Origin of the sequence: Novosphingobium sp. (assembly GCF_024642085.1) — a bacterium.
GTDB lineage: Bacteria > Pseudomonadota > Alphaproteobacteria > Sphingomonadales > Sphingomonadaceae > Novosphingobium.
In genome coordinates this window covers 42418-58129 of record NZ_JAHEBV010000016.1, presented here as the reverse complement: position 1 = coordinate 58129, position 15712 = coordinate 42418, and the positions used below count along the sequence as shown (strand labels likewise).

Annotated in this window: 14 protein-coding genes; 10 read left to right on the top strand and 4 right to left on the bottom strand. The window is 59.5% G+C overall.

Features of this window, described 5'->3' with window-relative positions; translation table 11 throughout:
• Positions 1–58 precede the first annotated feature (58 nt).
• Complete coding sequence (locus tag Q0L62_RS08640; RefSeq protein ID WP_296678918.1) at positions 59–1570, bottom strand: phospholipase D-like domain-containing protein; 1512 nt, start codon at positions 1568–1570, stop codon at positions 59–61.
• 237 nt (positions 1571–1807) lie between these two features.
• Here Q0L62_RS08640 and Q0L62_RS08635 point away from each other — a divergent pair, with 237 nt between their 5' ends.
• The 3 genes from Q0L62_RS08635 to Q0L62_RS08625 are packed head-to-tail and all read left to right on the top strand — an operon-like array spanning position 1808 to position 5221.
• Positions 1808–2779 carry a thiamine pyrophosphate-dependent dehydrogenase E1 component subunit alpha gene (locus tag Q0L62_RS08635; RefSeq protein WP_296678917.1) on the top strand — a complete coding sequence of 324 codons (972 nt, stop codon included), beginning with the start codon at positions 1808–1810 and terminating at the stop codon, positions 2777–2779.
• A 14-nt stretch (positions 2780–2793) separates the two neighbouring features.
• On the top strand, positions 2794–3804 hold the full coding sequence (locus Q0L62_RS08630; protein ID WP_296678914.1) for a transketolase C-terminal domain-containing protein: 1011 nt from the start codon (positions 2794–2796) through the stop codon (positions 3802–3804).
• 10 nt (positions 3805–3814) lie between these two features.
• Complete coding sequence (locus tag Q0L62_RS08625) at positions 3815–5221, top strand: 2-oxo acid dehydrogenase subunit E2 (RefSeq protein ID WP_296678912.1); 1407 nt, start codon at positions 3815–3817, stop codon at positions 5219–5221.
• Positions 5222–5322: 101 nt separating this feature from the next.
• On the opposite strand, the gene Q0L62_RS08620 is transcribed toward Q0L62_RS08625, so the two are convergent.
• Complete coding sequence (locus Q0L62_RS08620; protein WP_296678910.1) at positions 5323–7737, bottom strand: TonB-dependent receptor; 2415 nt, start codon at positions 7735–7737, stop codon at positions 5323–5325.
• 179 nt (positions 7738–7916) lie between these two features.
• On the bottom strand, positions 7917–9188 hold the full coding sequence (locus Q0L62_RS08615; RefSeq protein WP_296678909.1) for an aromatic ring-hydroxylating dioxygenase subunit alpha: 1272 nt from the start codon (positions 9186–9188) through the stop codon (positions 7917–7919).
• A gap of 151 nt (positions 9189–9339) precedes the next feature.
• Between Q0L62_RS08615 and Q0L62_RS08610 the strand changes: the two genes are divergently transcribed.
• The 7 genes from Q0L62_RS08610 to Q0L62_RS08580 all read left to right on the top strand — a co-directional run bounded on the left by Q0L62_RS08610 (position 9340) and on the right by Q0L62_RS08580 (position 14791).
• The gene (locus Q0L62_RS08610; RefSeq protein WP_296678907.1) at positions 9340–10101 is read left to right on the top strand and encodes an SDR family oxidoreductase; all 762 of its coding nucleotides are present in this window, start codon (positions 9340–9342) and stop codon (positions 10099–10101) included.
• On the top strand, positions 10098–11357 hold the full coding sequence (locus tag Q0L62_RS08605; RefSeq protein ID WP_296678905.1) for an MFS transporter: 1260 nt from the start codon (positions 10098–10100) through the stop codon (positions 11355–11357). The genes Q0L62_RS08610 and Q0L62_RS08605 overlap by 4 nt, the downstream gene beginning before the upstream one ends.
• A gap of 79 nt (positions 11358–11436) precedes the next feature.
• The gene (locus tag Q0L62_RS08600; RefSeq protein WP_296678904.1) at positions 11437–12201 is read left to right on the top strand and encodes an SDR family oxidoreductase; all 765 of its coding nucleotides are present in this window, start codon (positions 11437–11439) and stop codon (positions 12199–12201) included.
• Between the two features lie 12 nt (positions 12202–12213).
• Complete coding sequence (locus tag Q0L62_RS08595; RefSeq protein ID WP_296678903.1) at positions 12214–13185, top strand: thiamine pyrophosphate-dependent dehydrogenase E1 component subunit alpha; 972 nt, start codon at positions 12214–12216, stop codon at positions 13183–13185.
• Positions 13185–14171: an alpha-ketoacid dehydrogenase subunit beta gene (locus Q0L62_RS08590; RefSeq protein WP_296678901.1), complete on the top strand. Its 987-nt coding sequence runs from the start codon at positions 13185–13187 to the stop codon at positions 14169–14171. The genes Q0L62_RS08595 and Q0L62_RS08590 overlap by 1 nt, the downstream gene beginning before the upstream one ends.
• A 3-nt stretch (positions 14172–14174) precedes the next feature.
• Positions 14175–14405: a biotin/lipoyl-containing protein gene (locus Q0L62_RS08585; RefSeq protein ID WP_296678899.1), complete on the top strand. Its 231-nt coding sequence runs from the start codon at positions 14175–14177 to the stop codon at positions 14403–14405.
• Positions 14402–14791 carry a nuclear transport factor 2 family protein gene (locus tag Q0L62_RS08580; RefSeq protein ID WP_296678898.1) on the top strand — a complete coding sequence of 130 codons (390 nt, stop codon included), beginning with the start codon at positions 14402–14404 and terminating at the stop codon, positions 14789–14791. The genes Q0L62_RS08585 and Q0L62_RS08580 overlap by 4 nt, the downstream gene beginning before the upstream one ends.
• Here the strand turns inward: Q0L62_RS08580 and Q0L62_RS08575 are convergent.
• Entirely contained in the window at positions 14788–15705 is a 918-nt protein-coding gene (locus Q0L62_RS08575) for an SDR family oxidoreductase (RefSeq protein ID WP_296678896.1), read from the bottom strand. The two genes, Q0L62_RS08580 and Q0L62_RS08575, sit on opposite strands and share 4 nt — an antisense overlap.
• Positions 15706–15712 lie beyond the last annotated feature (7 nt).

The window sequence follows — 15712 nt, the reverse complement described above, 5'->3', positions numbered from 1 at the left end:
TCAGGGACCGGCAGCTTGGCCATCGGGCCGGCATCACCGTGATCGTTGTCGCAGCTTATCATTCAGACGCTCCTGATCGGGGCCGACGCAGCCAGCTACCGCGACGAAACAGCCCGCGGCGCTTGTGAATCGGTTCAAACATTTCTTCGGGCCGCTCGGGATCAAGCAGCGCGTTATCGGCAACGGCCTGCTCCGCCTCGGTCAGCGCCTGTAGCACAAACGGTTCCAACCGCTTGCCGTCCTTTGGTGCATCTTCAATCAGGCGGTGCATCGATCCGTGACTGTCAAGCGCCGCTTCCACCTGTTCGACCGAAAGCCCGGTATGTTCTGCCAGCAGCCTCACTCGCAGGCTGCGGATCACGGGCACGACATGGTCGTTGCCCGGCCGCGCCGTATCAATGAACACGTCGCATTCGCTGTCCAGCCCCAGCGAGCGGTTGTTCATGTTGGCCGAGCCGATCCGGATAATCGCATCATCAACAATCATCATCTTTGAATGGACATAGATCGCGGTGCCGGCGGCATTGTAGGGTATATAGATGCGGAACCGGTTACCGGAATCGCGCGCACCGATGGCACGGCACAGCTGTACCCGCGCGCCGTCCATTGCCTTTTGTTCCAGCCAGCCGTCAGCCGTTTCAGGGTTGATGATTACGATTTCGGGAGGATCGGGCTGCGCCATTTTTGCGGCGATCGCCTCTGCAATGACGCGCGATGCAAAGTACTGGCTTTCGGCATAGATGAACCGTTTGGCCCTGCCGATATGTTCGACAAACAGGTTCTCAATTTCCCGTATTTCTTCGGTGTCGCGATATCTGGCGCGGGTTCTGGCGATGCCGATTTCGACATCTGTGAACTCTGCCTCAAGCGTTTTTGGCCACGCGGTTCCTTCCTGGGCCTGGCATGGTTCCAGCGGAGCGCCGCCCGCAACCTTCCAGCGATCACGCCCCAATGCCGAAATCGCCCCGGCAGCAGGCCCTTCCACCATCATCGTCAGATCGTGCCACGGCCCGTATAGCTTGCGGCCATCAGGACGGCGACGGCGCGGATCATGCTCCAGATGTTCGGGTGTATCCCAACGGTCCGATGTCATATCGATACCGCCACAGACGGCAAAACAATCGTCGATCGTCACGATCTTCTGATGATGACTGCAGCCCAGCGGATGGGCACTATCAAATTTAAAATCGATCTGCGGGGTGATGAACCAGCGGGCCAGGTCAAGGATCATCGACCCGCGGATCAGAAACTTCAGCGCACCGAAGTTCCATTTAAGGACGCGGACCTGCACGCCGGGCCTGCGTCGGCACAGCCAGACGATGAACGCCCCAAGGCGTGCAGGATGCCGTTTGCGGCTGGGACCATTCCACCACCGGCGGCCCGGTCCCAGGCGGGCACGGGTATCGAAATCCCATCCGATCAAGTGAATGCGCTGGCGGGCCGCCAGCATAGCGTCCTGCATCAGGCGAAAATAGTCGGCCGCATCGATTACCACATGTGCGCGGTTTGCCTTGGCAAAGCGCCAGACCGACGGAGCTGATGATCGGTCGTCAAACTGTTCGGCCTGCATACCATCCCCCTAGCGGCCGCCAGACGCGCCGTCATCTCTTGCGATGCGAAACTTTCGCAACGCGCAGCAAAAGGCTGGGTTCCATCGCTGCAAAACGGGCGGCAAAGAGTATCCTAGCATTTTGACGAATGGGAATGTCCCTGCCGACATCTCATGACAAGCAAGACCGGTATTGCGCGGGATTTCTGGCGCAGCCGGGCCTATTACCAAGTGCGGAAAGCCTAGCGAGAACCGAACATGCAACTCAGCCGTGAACAGATGCTGCAAGCCTATCGCCGGATGAAAGTGATCCGCGAGTTCGAGGAACGGCTCCACGTCGATATCGCCACCGGCGCGATTGCCGGTTTTACCCACCTGTACTGCGGTCAGGAAGCGGTCGCCGTGGGGGTGTGCGAACATCTGGATGTAGAGGACAAGATCGTTTCCACGCATCGCGGACATGGCCACTGCCTGGCCAAGGGTTGCGACGTTGAAGGCATGATGAAGGAAATCTGGGGCAGCCGCGAAGGATTGTGCAAAGGCAAGGGCGGTTCGATGCACATTGCCGATACCGATGTAGGCATGCTGGGCGCAAACGGGATTGTCGGCGCCGGCGCGCCGATTGCTGTTGGTGCAGCGCTGGCCGCCAAGCTTGACGGCAAGGGCAAGGTCGCGATCACCTTTTCAGGCGACGGCGCCTGCAACCAGGGCACCACGTTTGAAGCGATGAACCTGGCGGTGGTCACCAAGGCCCCTTGCGTTTTCGTGTTTGAAAACAATCACTATTCCGAACACACCGGGTTCGATTACGCGGTCGGCACCCAGAAAGACATCGCCAGCCGCGCTGAAGCGTTTGGCATGCAGGTCTGGCGCGCCGACGGGACGGATTTCTTCGCGGTTCACGATACGATGCGCGAATTGCTCGATTACGTCCGCGCGGGCAACGGACCAGCCGCGGTCGAATTCGATACCGAACGTTTCTTCGGCCATTTCGAAGGCGATCCGCAGCGTTACCGGGGCGAAGGCGAGCTTGACCGGATCCGCGCCACGCGCGACTGCCTGAAGAACTTTCGCAAAAACGTGGTCAGCGCCAAATTGCTTACGGACAGCGATCTTGATGAAATCGACGCAGCCGTCCTCGACCAGATCGAGGCGGCCGTTGCTGCCGCCAAGGCAGCCGAACGCCCCACCGCCGCCGACGTCCTTACCGACGTTTACGTAACCTACTGAGCGGAGACAGCGCGATGGCCCAGATGATGTACCGCGATGCAGTCCGCTCGACGATTTTCGAAGCAATGGAGCAGGACGACCGGGTGGTGGTCCTGGGTGAAGACGTGGTTGGCGGTATGGGCACGGCTGGCGGACCCGAAGCGATCGGCGGGATCTGGTCGACGTCGACCGGTTTTTACGACCGGTTCGGTCCCGATCGGGTTATCGACACTCCGATTTCGGAAAGCGCCATCGTCGGCGCGGCAGGTGGGCTGGCGCTGGCGGGCAAGAAGCCCGTGGCCGAATTGATGTTTGCCGATTTCATCGGAGTTTCGCTTGATCAGATCTGGAACCAGATCGCCAAGTTCCGCTACATGTTCGGCGGCAAATCGACCTGCCCGGCAATCATCCGCATGGCCTATGGCGCGGGCTTCAACGCCGCGGCCCAGCACAGCCAGTCGGTTCATCAGTTCCTTACCGCGATGCCCGGCCTGAAGGTGGTGATGCCTTCCACACCCGAAGACGTGCGCGGCTTGCTGCGCGAGGCGCTGCGCGGCGACGATCCGGTGATCTTTCTAGAACATAAAGCGCTGTATGGCGTAACCGGCGAAGTGCCGGACGGAGATTATACCATCCCCTTTGGTCATGCCCGCCTGGCCCGAGCCGGACAGGATCTGACCCTGGTTGCCACCGGACTGATGGTCGGCCGGTGCGAGGTCGCGGCGGACACTTTGGCGAAGGACGGCATTGGCTGCGATGTGATCGACCTGCGCACAACCAGTCCGCTTGACGAAGAGGCTGTGCTCGATTCCATCGAAGTAACCGGTCGATTAGTCGTGGTCGACGAAGCGCCGCAGCGCTGCAGCTTGGCCACCGACATAGCTGCACTTGCCGCGCAGAAGGCTTTTGCCAGTCTGAAGGCACCCGTCGAAATGGTCTGTGCCCCGCACTCGCCCGTACCCTTTGCGGCCGAGCTCGAGCGTGAATATCTGCCTTCGGCCGACAAGATTGAGGCGGCGGCCCGCAAGGCCTTGGCCTGGCGTTAAGGAGCATCTGATGACCAAGCTCCGCCCGTTCTGCATGCCCAAGTGGGGTATCGAGATGACGGAAGGCACTGTTGCCGAATGGATGGTGACCGATGGCGATCGCGTGAGCCGGGGCGACGTGATCTGCCTTATCGAAACCGCCAAGATCACCAATGAAGTTGAGGCGGAAGGAAGCGAAATTATCCTGCGGATCGTCAGCCCGGCTGGCAGTGAGGCGCTGCCCGTCGGAGCGCTGTTGGCGGTCGTCGGTGAAGATAAAGCATCCGCCGAAGAGATTGACGCCTTCGTTGCAGACTACGTGCCGTCGGACGGCGGCATCAGCGATACACCTGTAGCGGCCGATCCAGGTGCGAATAAGCCCGCGCCGAAAAAGCCGGGCAAGATCGACACCAACCGACCGATCAGCCCCAAGGCACTGGACCTGGCCGAGCGCGAGGCAGTCGACCTGGCAATGATCGAAGGTTCGGGACGCGGCGGCCGGATCACTTATCAGGACGTCTACCAGCACTTGCAACCGCAGGTCGCTAAGACTTGGCGCGGGCCGCTTGAAACGCCGCCCAGCGATCTGAAGGTCTTTGCCTCGCCGCTAGCGCGCCGTCTTGCTGCCATCCACGGGGTCAAGCTGGCCGACCTTGTCGGAACGGGACCGCGCGGACGGATATCCAAGCATGACGTACTGACGGCAAGCGGTTCTGTCGCGCCAGCAGCAGCAACGGTCTTTGCAGCCGAAGACAACGCACCGGCGATCGAGCCGTTTGACAAGATCCGCACCGTAATTGCCCGGCGGTTGACCGCCGCAAAACGTGACATTCCGCACTTCTATCTGCGGATCTCGGCCGATGCCGATGCCCTGCTTGCGCTGCGCAAAGCCGCCAACATGGTCCTGGCGATCAAGGCCAGCCTCAACGACTATGTCGTGATGGCGGTGGCCAGGGCGCTGGCGCTGCATCCGGGGGTCAATGTGCAGGTCCATGATGTCGCGGTCCACCGTTTCGCCCACGCCGACGTGGCCATCGCGGTCGCTTCGCCCAAAGGTCTGGTAACGCCAATAATCCGCCAGGCCGACGCGATGTCGATCAGCCAAATCGCAGCCGCTTCGGCTGCACTGATCGACAAGGCAAAGACGGGTAAGCTGGCATATGCCGACCTGGATGGCGGAACCTTCACGGTTTCCAATCTTGGCATGTTCGGCATTGATGATTTCGACGCAGTGATTAACCCGCCGCAAGGTGCAATTCTTGCGGTCGGTAGGGCGCGGCGCGAGGCGGTGGAAACTGCCGACGGCGACTTGGCCTTTGCCACCAGGATTGCGCTAAGCCTGTCGGTTGATCATCGCGCCATCGATGGCGCAGAAGGTGCTAAGTTCCTGGCAACGCTTAAATCTCTGATCGAATATCCTGAAAGCCTGTTCAGCTAGAATTGGGCTGGCGGCCATCCCGCCGCCGCCGAACGCCGCCGGTCAGAAAAAAGCCCGCGAACATAAAGTTCGCGGGCTTTCCTGTTGTGCGATCTGACGATCTAGAACTTGACCGACCCCTGGATAAAGACCTGACGCCCGCGGTTCTGGTTGATGATGATGTCATCGCCGCCAGCCGGCAGGAACGGCCGGTCACCGGTTGTCGTCGCCCAGATTTTGTCGGTTATATTGTTGGCAATCAGTGCCAGCTTCCACAGGCCGTCAGGATGACCGATCGAAGCCGACGCATCAAACGCCCAATATGATGGCTGGACGAAGTCGGACAAGCTGGTTTGCGTTGTGAAATACTTGTCCGAATAGGTGGCATTGCCGCCTAGGTTAAACTCCAGCGAGGTTCCCAAAGGCACCTTCCAGTCAAACGCAAGGTTGCCTGACAGGCGCGGCGCATTCGACGTATCGCGTCCTTGCAGCTGTTGACCTTTGAACGTGATGTAGCTGCTGCTGAACTTGGCATCGAGGTAAGAGAGGTTCCCCGACAATGTCAGCCCTTCCACCGGCGTGCGCCAACCCATCTCAAGATCGACGCCCTTGGTTGTGACGTCGCCAGCGTTCAGCGTCTTGAACTGAACATTGACTGCGTCGAACACCTGGACTTGCAGATCCTTGAATTTGTACCAGTAAGCGGTCGCATTCAGGGTGAGCGTACGGTTGTTGAACTGCGATTTGATGCCAACCTCGCCGCCCTTGGTCGATTCGGACTTGAAGATCAGAGAACTGAAATCTCCGGACAGCGCCGCCTGGCTCAGGCTGTTTGACGGCAGTGCGGAATTGTCGATACCGCCTGATTTGAACCCGGTCTTGTAAGACGCGAAGACATTGACGTCAGGCGATATTTTGTACTTGATTGTCGCCTCTGGTGACCAGTTGCTGTCGCTGAATGGAATTGCACCAGACTTGTATCCGCTGGGGATGAAGAGCCCGGTGCCGACGAGAAATGCGTGCACATATGGCACGTCGATCCACTGGGTCTTGTCTTCCTTCGTGTAGCGCACGCCGCCCGATAGTTCGAGCTGATCGGTTATATCGATGATCGTGCTGGCAAACAGCGATTTGGCTTCAGTCTTGGTGGTGTGAACCTTGTCCCAATCGAAAGTGAAGCCAGTGATCGGATCAGGCGCGACCAGCGAGATATTGATCCCATTCTGAGCCGTATCAAAAATGAACTTCCGCCATTCGTAGTATCCGCCAACCATGAAATTGATTGGACCGTCCAGCTTTGAGGTCAGGCGAAGCTCTTGCGAGAATTGTTCGAGGGCATTGCGCGGGTCGCTTGTGCCGACGCCAAATGGCACCGTCCCGAATGCACCGCCGTAGCTGTAGTTGTCGAGGTCGGTAGCATCCAGATTGACGTAACCTGTAACCGAAGACAGCGTAAGATGGTCAGAGAAGCCGAAATCCAGTTTGAGCCGACCAAACCACAGGTCGGTCACGCCGAACGGTACACCTTTAAAGCCAAGAGCCTTTGTCGGACCGGTAGCGGTAGGAACAGAAACAGCAAGCGCGGGAGCGGTATCCGGAAGAAAGTACCGCGAGTCCTGATAGTTGCAGTTATAGCCAGCCGGGACCGAAAGTCCGCCTGAAAGCAGGACAATCGGATCGGCAACGCCATTCACTCCGCAATAAATGTCGGAATGGCCGATCGCGCCATCGTTTGTGTTGTGGGTGTACTGCACTTTCAGATTGGCATCGAAACCGGGTACTGGGTTCCAGGCGAGGGTCATGCGCGCAAGCGAATTGCGCAGCCCGCGCTTCTGGTTGACTGCGGGGGTTCCGGCCTGCAGCTCAAGATACCGGTCTATGTCATTGTACTCGCCAGACAAACGAACGCCAAGATTCTCCGTCAACGGACCGGAAACATATCCTCCGACGAGCCAACCGCGCTCTTCGAATTCATAAGACGCACGAGCGCCTATTTCCCAGGCCTTGGTCGGATCTTTCGATCTGATCGACAGCACCCCTGCTGAGGCGCTCTTGCCGAAGAACAGCGATTGCGGTCCCTTGAGAACGTCGATCTGTGCGGTGTCGACAAAAGCTGCCTGCACGAGACGCATGGTAGAGACCTGTACGCCATCATAATCGAGTGCGACGGCGGAATCGAATGCTGCGGAAATGGCCGAGGAACCAACACCGCGAAGGTTGATCTGCCCGCCCGAACCTGAACCGCCAACCTGCACTTTGAGTGTGGGCACCCGGTTGACCACCGAAGCCACATCGCTAACGCTGTACTTGTCGATCACGTCCGCACCTACGCTGGTGATAGTGACCGGCACTTCCTGCAGACTTTCATTCTGCTTGCGGGCGGTGACGATGATCTGGCTTGGGTCAACTTCGTCAGTGGGTGCAGCCTGCGCCAAAGCGGCCTGCGGAATGGACAGCACGGCAAGGCTGGAAACAGTCCCTAACAACCACCTGCTGGCCTTTTTCGACATACGGGCTTCGAACGCGGAACCTCTCATAGTCATCCTCCCCACTGGGTCGCATTAAGCTTTAGCTTCGTGTGCGCCGGATCGTACGACCACCGATATTCCGGCCTCGTCTGTCTACGTCCAGTGCTGCCTGCACACATTTAGCAAAACCGATAGGGCCCTATTTGAACCGTATTCCGTAACGTAATACAGGCACGCATCGATTGCAGTCATACAAGCCTAAAGCGCGGATCGTCTGGTCCGGCCCAGCGCGCGTCGATCACAGGATCGACCCGCAGTTCAGGCGGCACGCGGTTCGCACCGATCATTGCATCGCACTGCTGATGGAAATAATAGATGCGCGCTTCCTGGTAACTCAACGGCACACTGCGAAAGGCGCGGCTTTCCATTGAGCGCTGGATTGCTTCGCCAAATTGTGTGTCCTCAAGGATGATCGGACTCATCGCCCGGCCGTGTGAAGCAGCGGGATCAGGCACGGTCCACAGATCAGGCGCAGGACCCTCGCCCCAGTCGAGCGCCATGGTCACCAATTCGAGCCGGGTAGTACCAAGCGAAGTCGGCCAGAACACGAGCGGCGGTACGAAATAGTTCGACAGCGGCGATACCCAGTTGGGAAACAGAGTATAGCTTTGGGTACAAGTTCGCCCCAGTTCTCCTACAGTCTCGATCTGTTTCCATTCGGGCGGGCTGTCGATAGCGCGAACGTGGGCGCGATCGGTTTGCGCTGGCGGCGGGGCGAGCATTCTGGCGTGGCCGTTGGGATAAAAGCTGTTGAAGTTGCGCTTGGCATCAACCAGCGGTGCCACAGTGGTCGGATGGATAAACGGCACATGGTAGACCTCCATGTTGGCCTCCATCGCAACCTTCCAGTTGCAATTCAGTTCAAAACTGTGCCGCGCTCCCAACCTTACCCGGTCGAAACCGAACTCGGCCCATTCCGCAGCAAGCGGCCCCAGCCAGTCGAGCAGCGGCATCGCATGATCGTCCAGGTTGACGAAGATGCAGTTGCCGAAGCGCTCGCAGCGAACGCTGATCAGGCTGCGGCACGCCAAATCGAGATTTGCAAAGTCGCGCCGTTCAGGGATGCCAACAAGAGTGCCATCAGTCTTGTAGGTCCAGTTATGATAGCTGCAAACCAGCCGCATGCTCTTGCCGCGCTGATCAGTTACTACCGGGGCACCGCGATGACGGCAGGTATTGTAGAAGGCGCGAACCACTCCGTCGCTGCCATGAACGATCACCAGCGGCTGCCCGGCATTGTCCCAGCGCATGTAGCAACCAGGCTCCGGAACCTCATCAATGTGCCCGGCGAATAGCCAGCTTTTGCCAAAGATGTGCTCTTGCTCCAACGCGAAATATTCGGCGCTGGTGTAGCGCGCTGCTGGCATGTCGGGCAGCGCGGGGAAACCTTCAGGCGGCTCTGAGCGCTGCCCCTCCCACTCCATCATCCGCTTCAACAGGTCGACTTCGGCCTGGTCCATAATCCTGCTCCTCGGGGACACAGGCTAGGAGCAGAAATACTAGGCCGCGCGTGGCAAAAATGACAGGAAGGCCTCGCGCTTTAGCCAGTATGGAACGCCCGCACCGTCGCTTACCAAGGTGCTGACTTTGGTGGATTAGAAGGGATTGGCCGTGACAGGACGGGTCGAAGGCAAGATCGCGCTGGTAACCGGCGGGGCGATGGGTCTGGGCAAAGCCGATTGCTTGCGCCTGGCCGAAGAGGGCGCCAAAGTATTCGTGACCGACATTGATCTGGCAGGGGCGCAGGCGGTTGCCGAGGAAATCGGCGGTGAGGCGCTTCATCATGATGTACGACTTGAAGAACGCTGGCTTGAAGTTTTCGAGCATGTCCGCCAGCGACATGGCCGGCTCGACATTCTGGTCAACAACGCGGGCAACGTTATTTTCGAAAGTATCGAAGATTGCTCAACCGAAAACTTTCGCCTGCAAATGGCGATCCATGTCGAAGGCACTTTTTTCGGCTGCAAGCATGGGCTGGCGCTGCTGAGGGAATCAAAGGCCGGTGCAATCATCAACATGTCCTCGACGGCTTCGCTGATGGGATACGGTACAATTATCGCATACACTGCGGCCAAGGGTGCAATCCGTTCGATGACAAAGTCGATTGCGATGCATTGTCAGGACATGGGCTATCCGGTGCGCTGCAACGTGCTGATGCCCGGCGGGATCGAAACGCCGATGGTTCGCGACATATCGGGACGCGCGGGTGAGGCCCTGATGGACATTCCGGACGGAATCCTGCCCAAGGAATCCCTTGGTGCGCCGAAAGACGTGGCCAATGCGGTGCTGTTTCTGGCCTCGGATGAGGCACGCTTTCTGACCGGGGTAGAGTTTCCGGTCGACAACGGATTGTTTGCCCGGCCCGAGCGGTGAGCGAAAATCCGCGTTACAGATATTATGTTCTGGCGGTCCTGACCCTTACGCTGCTGCTCAGCGTCGCTGACCGGCTGGTGTTCTCCATCCTGATTCAGGACATCAAGGCCGAGTTTGCGTTCAGCGATACCCAGCTTGGCCTGCTGGGAGGGGTGGCTTTCACCGCAACGTATATCATTGCGGGCTTCCCCGCTGCCCGACTTGCCGACCGTTCTGTTCGCAAGAGCATTGTCGCCGCGGCCATCGGCTTGTGGAGTTTGATGACCGCGTTGTGCGGCGCAGCTACCGGTTTCTGGACCTTGTTCCTGGCCCGTACCGGGGTCGGCGTAGGCGAAGGCTGCAGCGGCCCTGCGTCGCAATCCCTGATCGCGGATTATTTCCGGCGCGAGGAGCTGGCCCGGGCCATGGGTTTCCTGACGGTAGGATCGACGATGGGCACGGTTACCGGCCTTATGGCGGGCGGCCTGCTGGAACAGGCGCTTGGCTGGCGCTGGGCTTTCGTGTTGATGGGTCTGCCAGGGCTGCTGGTAGGCGTACTGATCTACGCGACGATCCGTGAACCGAAACGCGGCCGGTTTGCGCCGCCCGACGTAAACGCGGCACAGCTGCCTCTGCGCCAAACCCTGCGCTTGCTCCTTGGCAACAAGGTCTACCTGGGGATCGCCGCAGGTTATGCCGTACAGATAATGATCGGCTATGGCATGGCTTTCTGGATGGCGCCGGTTCTGATCCGGCAGTTTGGCGTTTCGACCGGAGATGTTGCCATCTATCTTGGTTTGGCTTTCATGGTTGGCGGCCTCCCCGGCCCGATCCTTGGCGGCTATATTACCGACTGGCTGACCCGCCGGGACGAGCGCTGGCGCGCCTGGTATCCGGGCCTCGTCAGCGTGATGTGCATCGCGCCGTTGTGGATGAGTTTCCAATCAGCCACCCTGCCCCTGTTCCTCATCCTGTTTTCGCTCTCGTACGGCGTCTTCGTGTCAAGCCAGGCGCCGATCCTGTCCGGCATCCAGACTGCCGTAGAACCCGCGCAGCGCGGCTTTGCGGTGGCCTTTGCGCTGTTCTTCAACAATCTGATTGGTCAGGCGTTCGGGTTAGGCGTGATAGGCTGGATAAGCGACCGGCTGGCAGCCGGGCACGGCGTCAAGGCTCTTGGTCTTGCCGTATTCTGGGTCGCAGCACTGGCGGCACTTGTCGCCATGGCGATCTTTGCATGGACCGCACGGCAGATCGGCAGGGCCGCGCAGCCAACCTGACACATTTGCGGATTAACGCGTTGCTCTTGGGCGCATAGACCGGGCAAAGTATCTTATTCGGGCACAAGAGGAGCGACACATGGATCTGGGTCTGGCTGGCAAGAAAGTCATCATGAACGGCGGCGCGCACGGGCTTGGCCTGGCCTCGCTCAAGCTGTTCGCTGCCGAAGGCGCCGACGTTGCCTTCTTTAGCCGCAAGACCGACAAGATTGAGGCGGCCAAGGCAGAGATTGACGCGGCTGGACCGGGCAAGGTTCATGCCGAGGTGTTCGATATGGCCACCGGAGCCGACGCCTACAAGGCGTGGCTCATCAAGGCAGCCGAGACGTTGGGAGGGTGCGACATTTTCGTCCACACCGCCAGCTCGTCCGGCACAGGCGGTACGGGTGATTGGCAGCAAGGGCTGGACATGGATATCATGGGCGCAGTCAACGGGGTTGAGGCGCTGACGCCCTTCCTGGAAAAGTCGGACTGCGGCTCAATCGTGTTCCTGTCATCTACCGCCGCGTTAGAAACCTTCGTCGCCCCGCAGGCCTTTAACGCGCTTAAAGCCGCACTGATTACTCATGGCTCGCAGCTCAGCCAGGCGTTTGCCGGCAAAGGCATCCGCGTAAACACGGTCTCGCCAGGCGCGATCTATTATGAAGGCGGCAACTGGGAAATGATCAAGCAGCATGTCCCTGCGCTCTATGATGGTACATTGGCAAAGATGCCGATGGGACGTTTCGGCAACCCGCAGGAAGTTGCCAATGCGATCGTCTTCGTCGCCAGCCCGGCCTGTCCCTACATGACAGGAGCGAACGTAGTGGTCGACGGCGGCTTTACCCAGCGCGTCCAGTTCTAGGCCCTGAAAGGGATGAGCACGATAGATCGCGCCAGGCTGCTCGACATCTACACACGTACGATGAAGGTAAACCGCACAGACGAAAAGTTCCGCTCACTTTTGATGCAGGGCAAGGTCGCGGTGATGTATTACTGCGTTCGCGGGCAGGAACTGGTTTCTGCCGCGGCGATGGCGGCGCTGACCGACGACGATTACGTGGTTTGCACCTATCGCGGACAGGGCGAGCAAACCGCCAAGGGCATTCCCGCCGAGCTATGGTGGGCCGAATGCCTGGGGAAGGTCACCGGCACCTGCAAGGGAAAAGGCGGGACAATGCACATCACCTATCCTGCCAAGGGGATAATGGTGACGACCGGGGTAGTCGGATCGGGCCTGCCGATCGCCAACGGCCTCGCCATGGCGAGCCAGAACAACGGTGACGGCAAGGTCACCGTGGTAAGTTTCGGGGACGGCGCCGCCAATATCGGCGCTTTTCACGAAGCCATGAACATGGCGCAGCTCTACAAGCTGCCGGTGGTCTTCCTGTGCCAGAACAACCGGTACGGCGAACACACTGCCTTTGCTGATCACACATCAAGCGAATCGATCTCGGCCCGCGCGTCTGGGTACGGCATGCGAGGCGTGCTGGTTGACGGCAACGATGTCCACCAGGTTTACCCAGCCATGCAAGAGGCAGTAGATCGTGCGCGGGCTGGCGAAGGTCCGACCCTCATCGAGGCGATGTGTTACCGCATGATGGGACACTTTTTCGGTGCCGATTTTTCCTACATGCCGCCCGAACATCTTGCTGAAATGCAGCGCGAAGACCCTTTGCCCAAGCTGCGTAAGGTCATGCTCGAACACCAGTTCAGCGCTGAGGAGCTTGACGCCGTCGTCGCCGGCATCGACGCCGAAATTGACGATGCCGTTACCATGGCGCTGGCCGCCGATCTGCCTGGCGCCGAGGAGCTGGCGATCGATGTGCTGGAAGGAGCGCCCGCCTGATGGGCGAGATCACGTTGGCGCAGGCGCTTAACCGCGCCATTGACGAGGCTATGGCCGACGATCCTGGCGTATTCTGCCTGGGCGAGGACGTTGCCGCCAAGCAGGGTGGCGGGGTGTTCAAGATTACATCGGGTCTCAGCGAAAAATATGGCGAACACCGTGTGCGGGCTACGCCGATTTCGGAAACCGCCATCGTCGGGGCGGCAGTCGGCGCGGCCCTGGCCGGGCAGCGCCCGATTGCCGAAATCATGCTGATGAACTTTGTCGGCGTTTGCATGGACCAGATCGTCAATCATGCCGCCAAACTGCGCTTCATGTCAGGCGGACAGACCAACGTGCCGCTGGTTATCCGCACCACCACCGGGGTCGGCGTGGGCTTTGGCGGGCAGCATTCCGATATGCTCGAAGCCTGGTTTGCTCACGTTGCCGGGCTGCACGTGGTGACGCCTTCCAACGCTGCCGACGCGCGCGGGCTGATGCGTTCGGCGATCGAGTGCAACGATCCGGTGATCTTTATCGAGAATATCCTGTGTTACGGCCTAAAATCCGAAGATCCCGGCCCGGGCTACCGCGTCCCTATGGGCAAGGCGGCAGTGGCGCGCGAAGGCAGCGATATTTCACTGATCACCTATGGCCGGACCGTGCTTGACGCGTTGGCAGTCGCTGGCGAACTGGCAAGCGAAGGTATCTCGGTCGAAGTAATCGATCTGCGCACCATTGCGCCTTATGACGAGGCCGCTGTTCTCGCCTCGGTCCGCAAGACCGGATTGGCCCTGACCCTTCATGAAGCCGTCCGTCCATTTGGCACCGGAGCGGAACTGGCGGCAACGATCCAGGAAAAATGCTGGGACTACCTCAAAGGCCCGGTGCGGCGGGTTGGTGGGACATTTTCGCCGGTACCCTTCGCAACTGTGCTGGAACAGGCGTGGATCCCGACAAAGGCGCAGATCATAGAACAGATCAAGGCCGCGTTGGGCAGGAGTTAAGCGGTGGTATCAGAAATCCGCATCCCCAAACTTGGCATGAGTGCACTTGAAGTGACGCTGCTCGAATGGATGTTCGGAGATGGGGAAACGGTAAGCGAAGGCGACATTATCTACACCGTTGCAACGGACAAGACGACGGTCGAGATTGAAGCCCAGTCGAGCGGGATCTTTCACCCCAGCGGCAGCGAGGGCGAAGTCTACCAGGTTGGTGACCTGATCGGCACGATCGAGTGACAGTCAAACCCGCAACGCTACTGGCGCAGATCTATGCCATGGCCGGCGCGCGCGACTGGGACGGTGTAGCTGAACGCTGCGCGGCAGATTTCATCGTCCATGAAGCCCCAGGCATACCTTATGGCGGCGAATGGCGCGGGCGCGAAGCGCTACGCCGAGTGGCTGAGGCGATGTACGGCACCTGGCACGATGCATCGGTACAAATCCATGAGATCGTTGGTGGTGAAACCTGGGCGGTGGTGGTGCTCACCCTGACGATGACATCAAAACGCACGGGCCGCACGTTCAGCCAGACGGTCAACGAAGCCGGACGGTTCGAGGATGGTCTGCTCAAGGAATTGCGAATCCACTATTTCGATACAGCCGAAATCGCCGCCGAAGCCTAAATCGGCTTGGTCCAATCCCAGCGCTTCAGCCATTCGCTCATCCGTGTGGGTGTTACATCGATCAGCTCCGCTGTCTTCCCGGGATCGACCAGCAGCGGACTCTGAGGCTGCGTGTTGTAGAAGCGGTAGAACTTTGCCATGCCCTCATACGGGGTCCCTGGCGTAAGGGTGCGCGACCCAGTGACAAGCTCGCTCATACTCGCCGCAAAGTCGCCGGGATCAAGGCTGCGGAACACAACTGGCTTGCCGATTTCTGCTGACAGCCGCTGTGCCACCTCGTCCCCGGTCAGGGCCTCGGGTCCTCCGACCGGGATGTGGCGGCCATCTGCGCGATCGGTCTCGAGTGAGGCCGCCATATATTCACTGACGTCGGATAGCGCGATCCAGCTGATTTTGAGATCGGGCGCTGCCGGATAGGCAAAGATGCTGTTGTTGACGATCGACGGCTTGGTCCAAGCGCGAACTATATTGTCCATAAATACGGTTGGCTCGATGAACACGCAAGGGATGCCGGTGCCTTCCAGCGCGCGTTCGATATCGCGGCGGCCATCATGCGCGGTCAAATCAAGATCGTGGTCGGCGACGAAGCAGCTGGTGTTGAATACAATTTTGCGCAACCCCGATCCCTTCGCGCCCACAGCTATTGCCCGGCCAAAGCTGGCCGCACGCTCGCGATTGAACTCGAACGGCAAGTGCATGACCAATGCGTCCTGTCCCGCGAAGGCAGCCTTCAGCGTGTCGCTGTCGGTAATGTCGGCGTGGACCACACGCAAATCAGGAAACGGCGTGCCGGCCATGGCATCAGCGCGCCTCGCCCCGGCGGTGAGCGAAAATCCGCGGCGTTGCAGCGCATTGACCAGCGGAATGCCTTGGTCTGCGGAAGCGCCAAAGACGATGACTTTTTCGATGCTCATCGCAGCT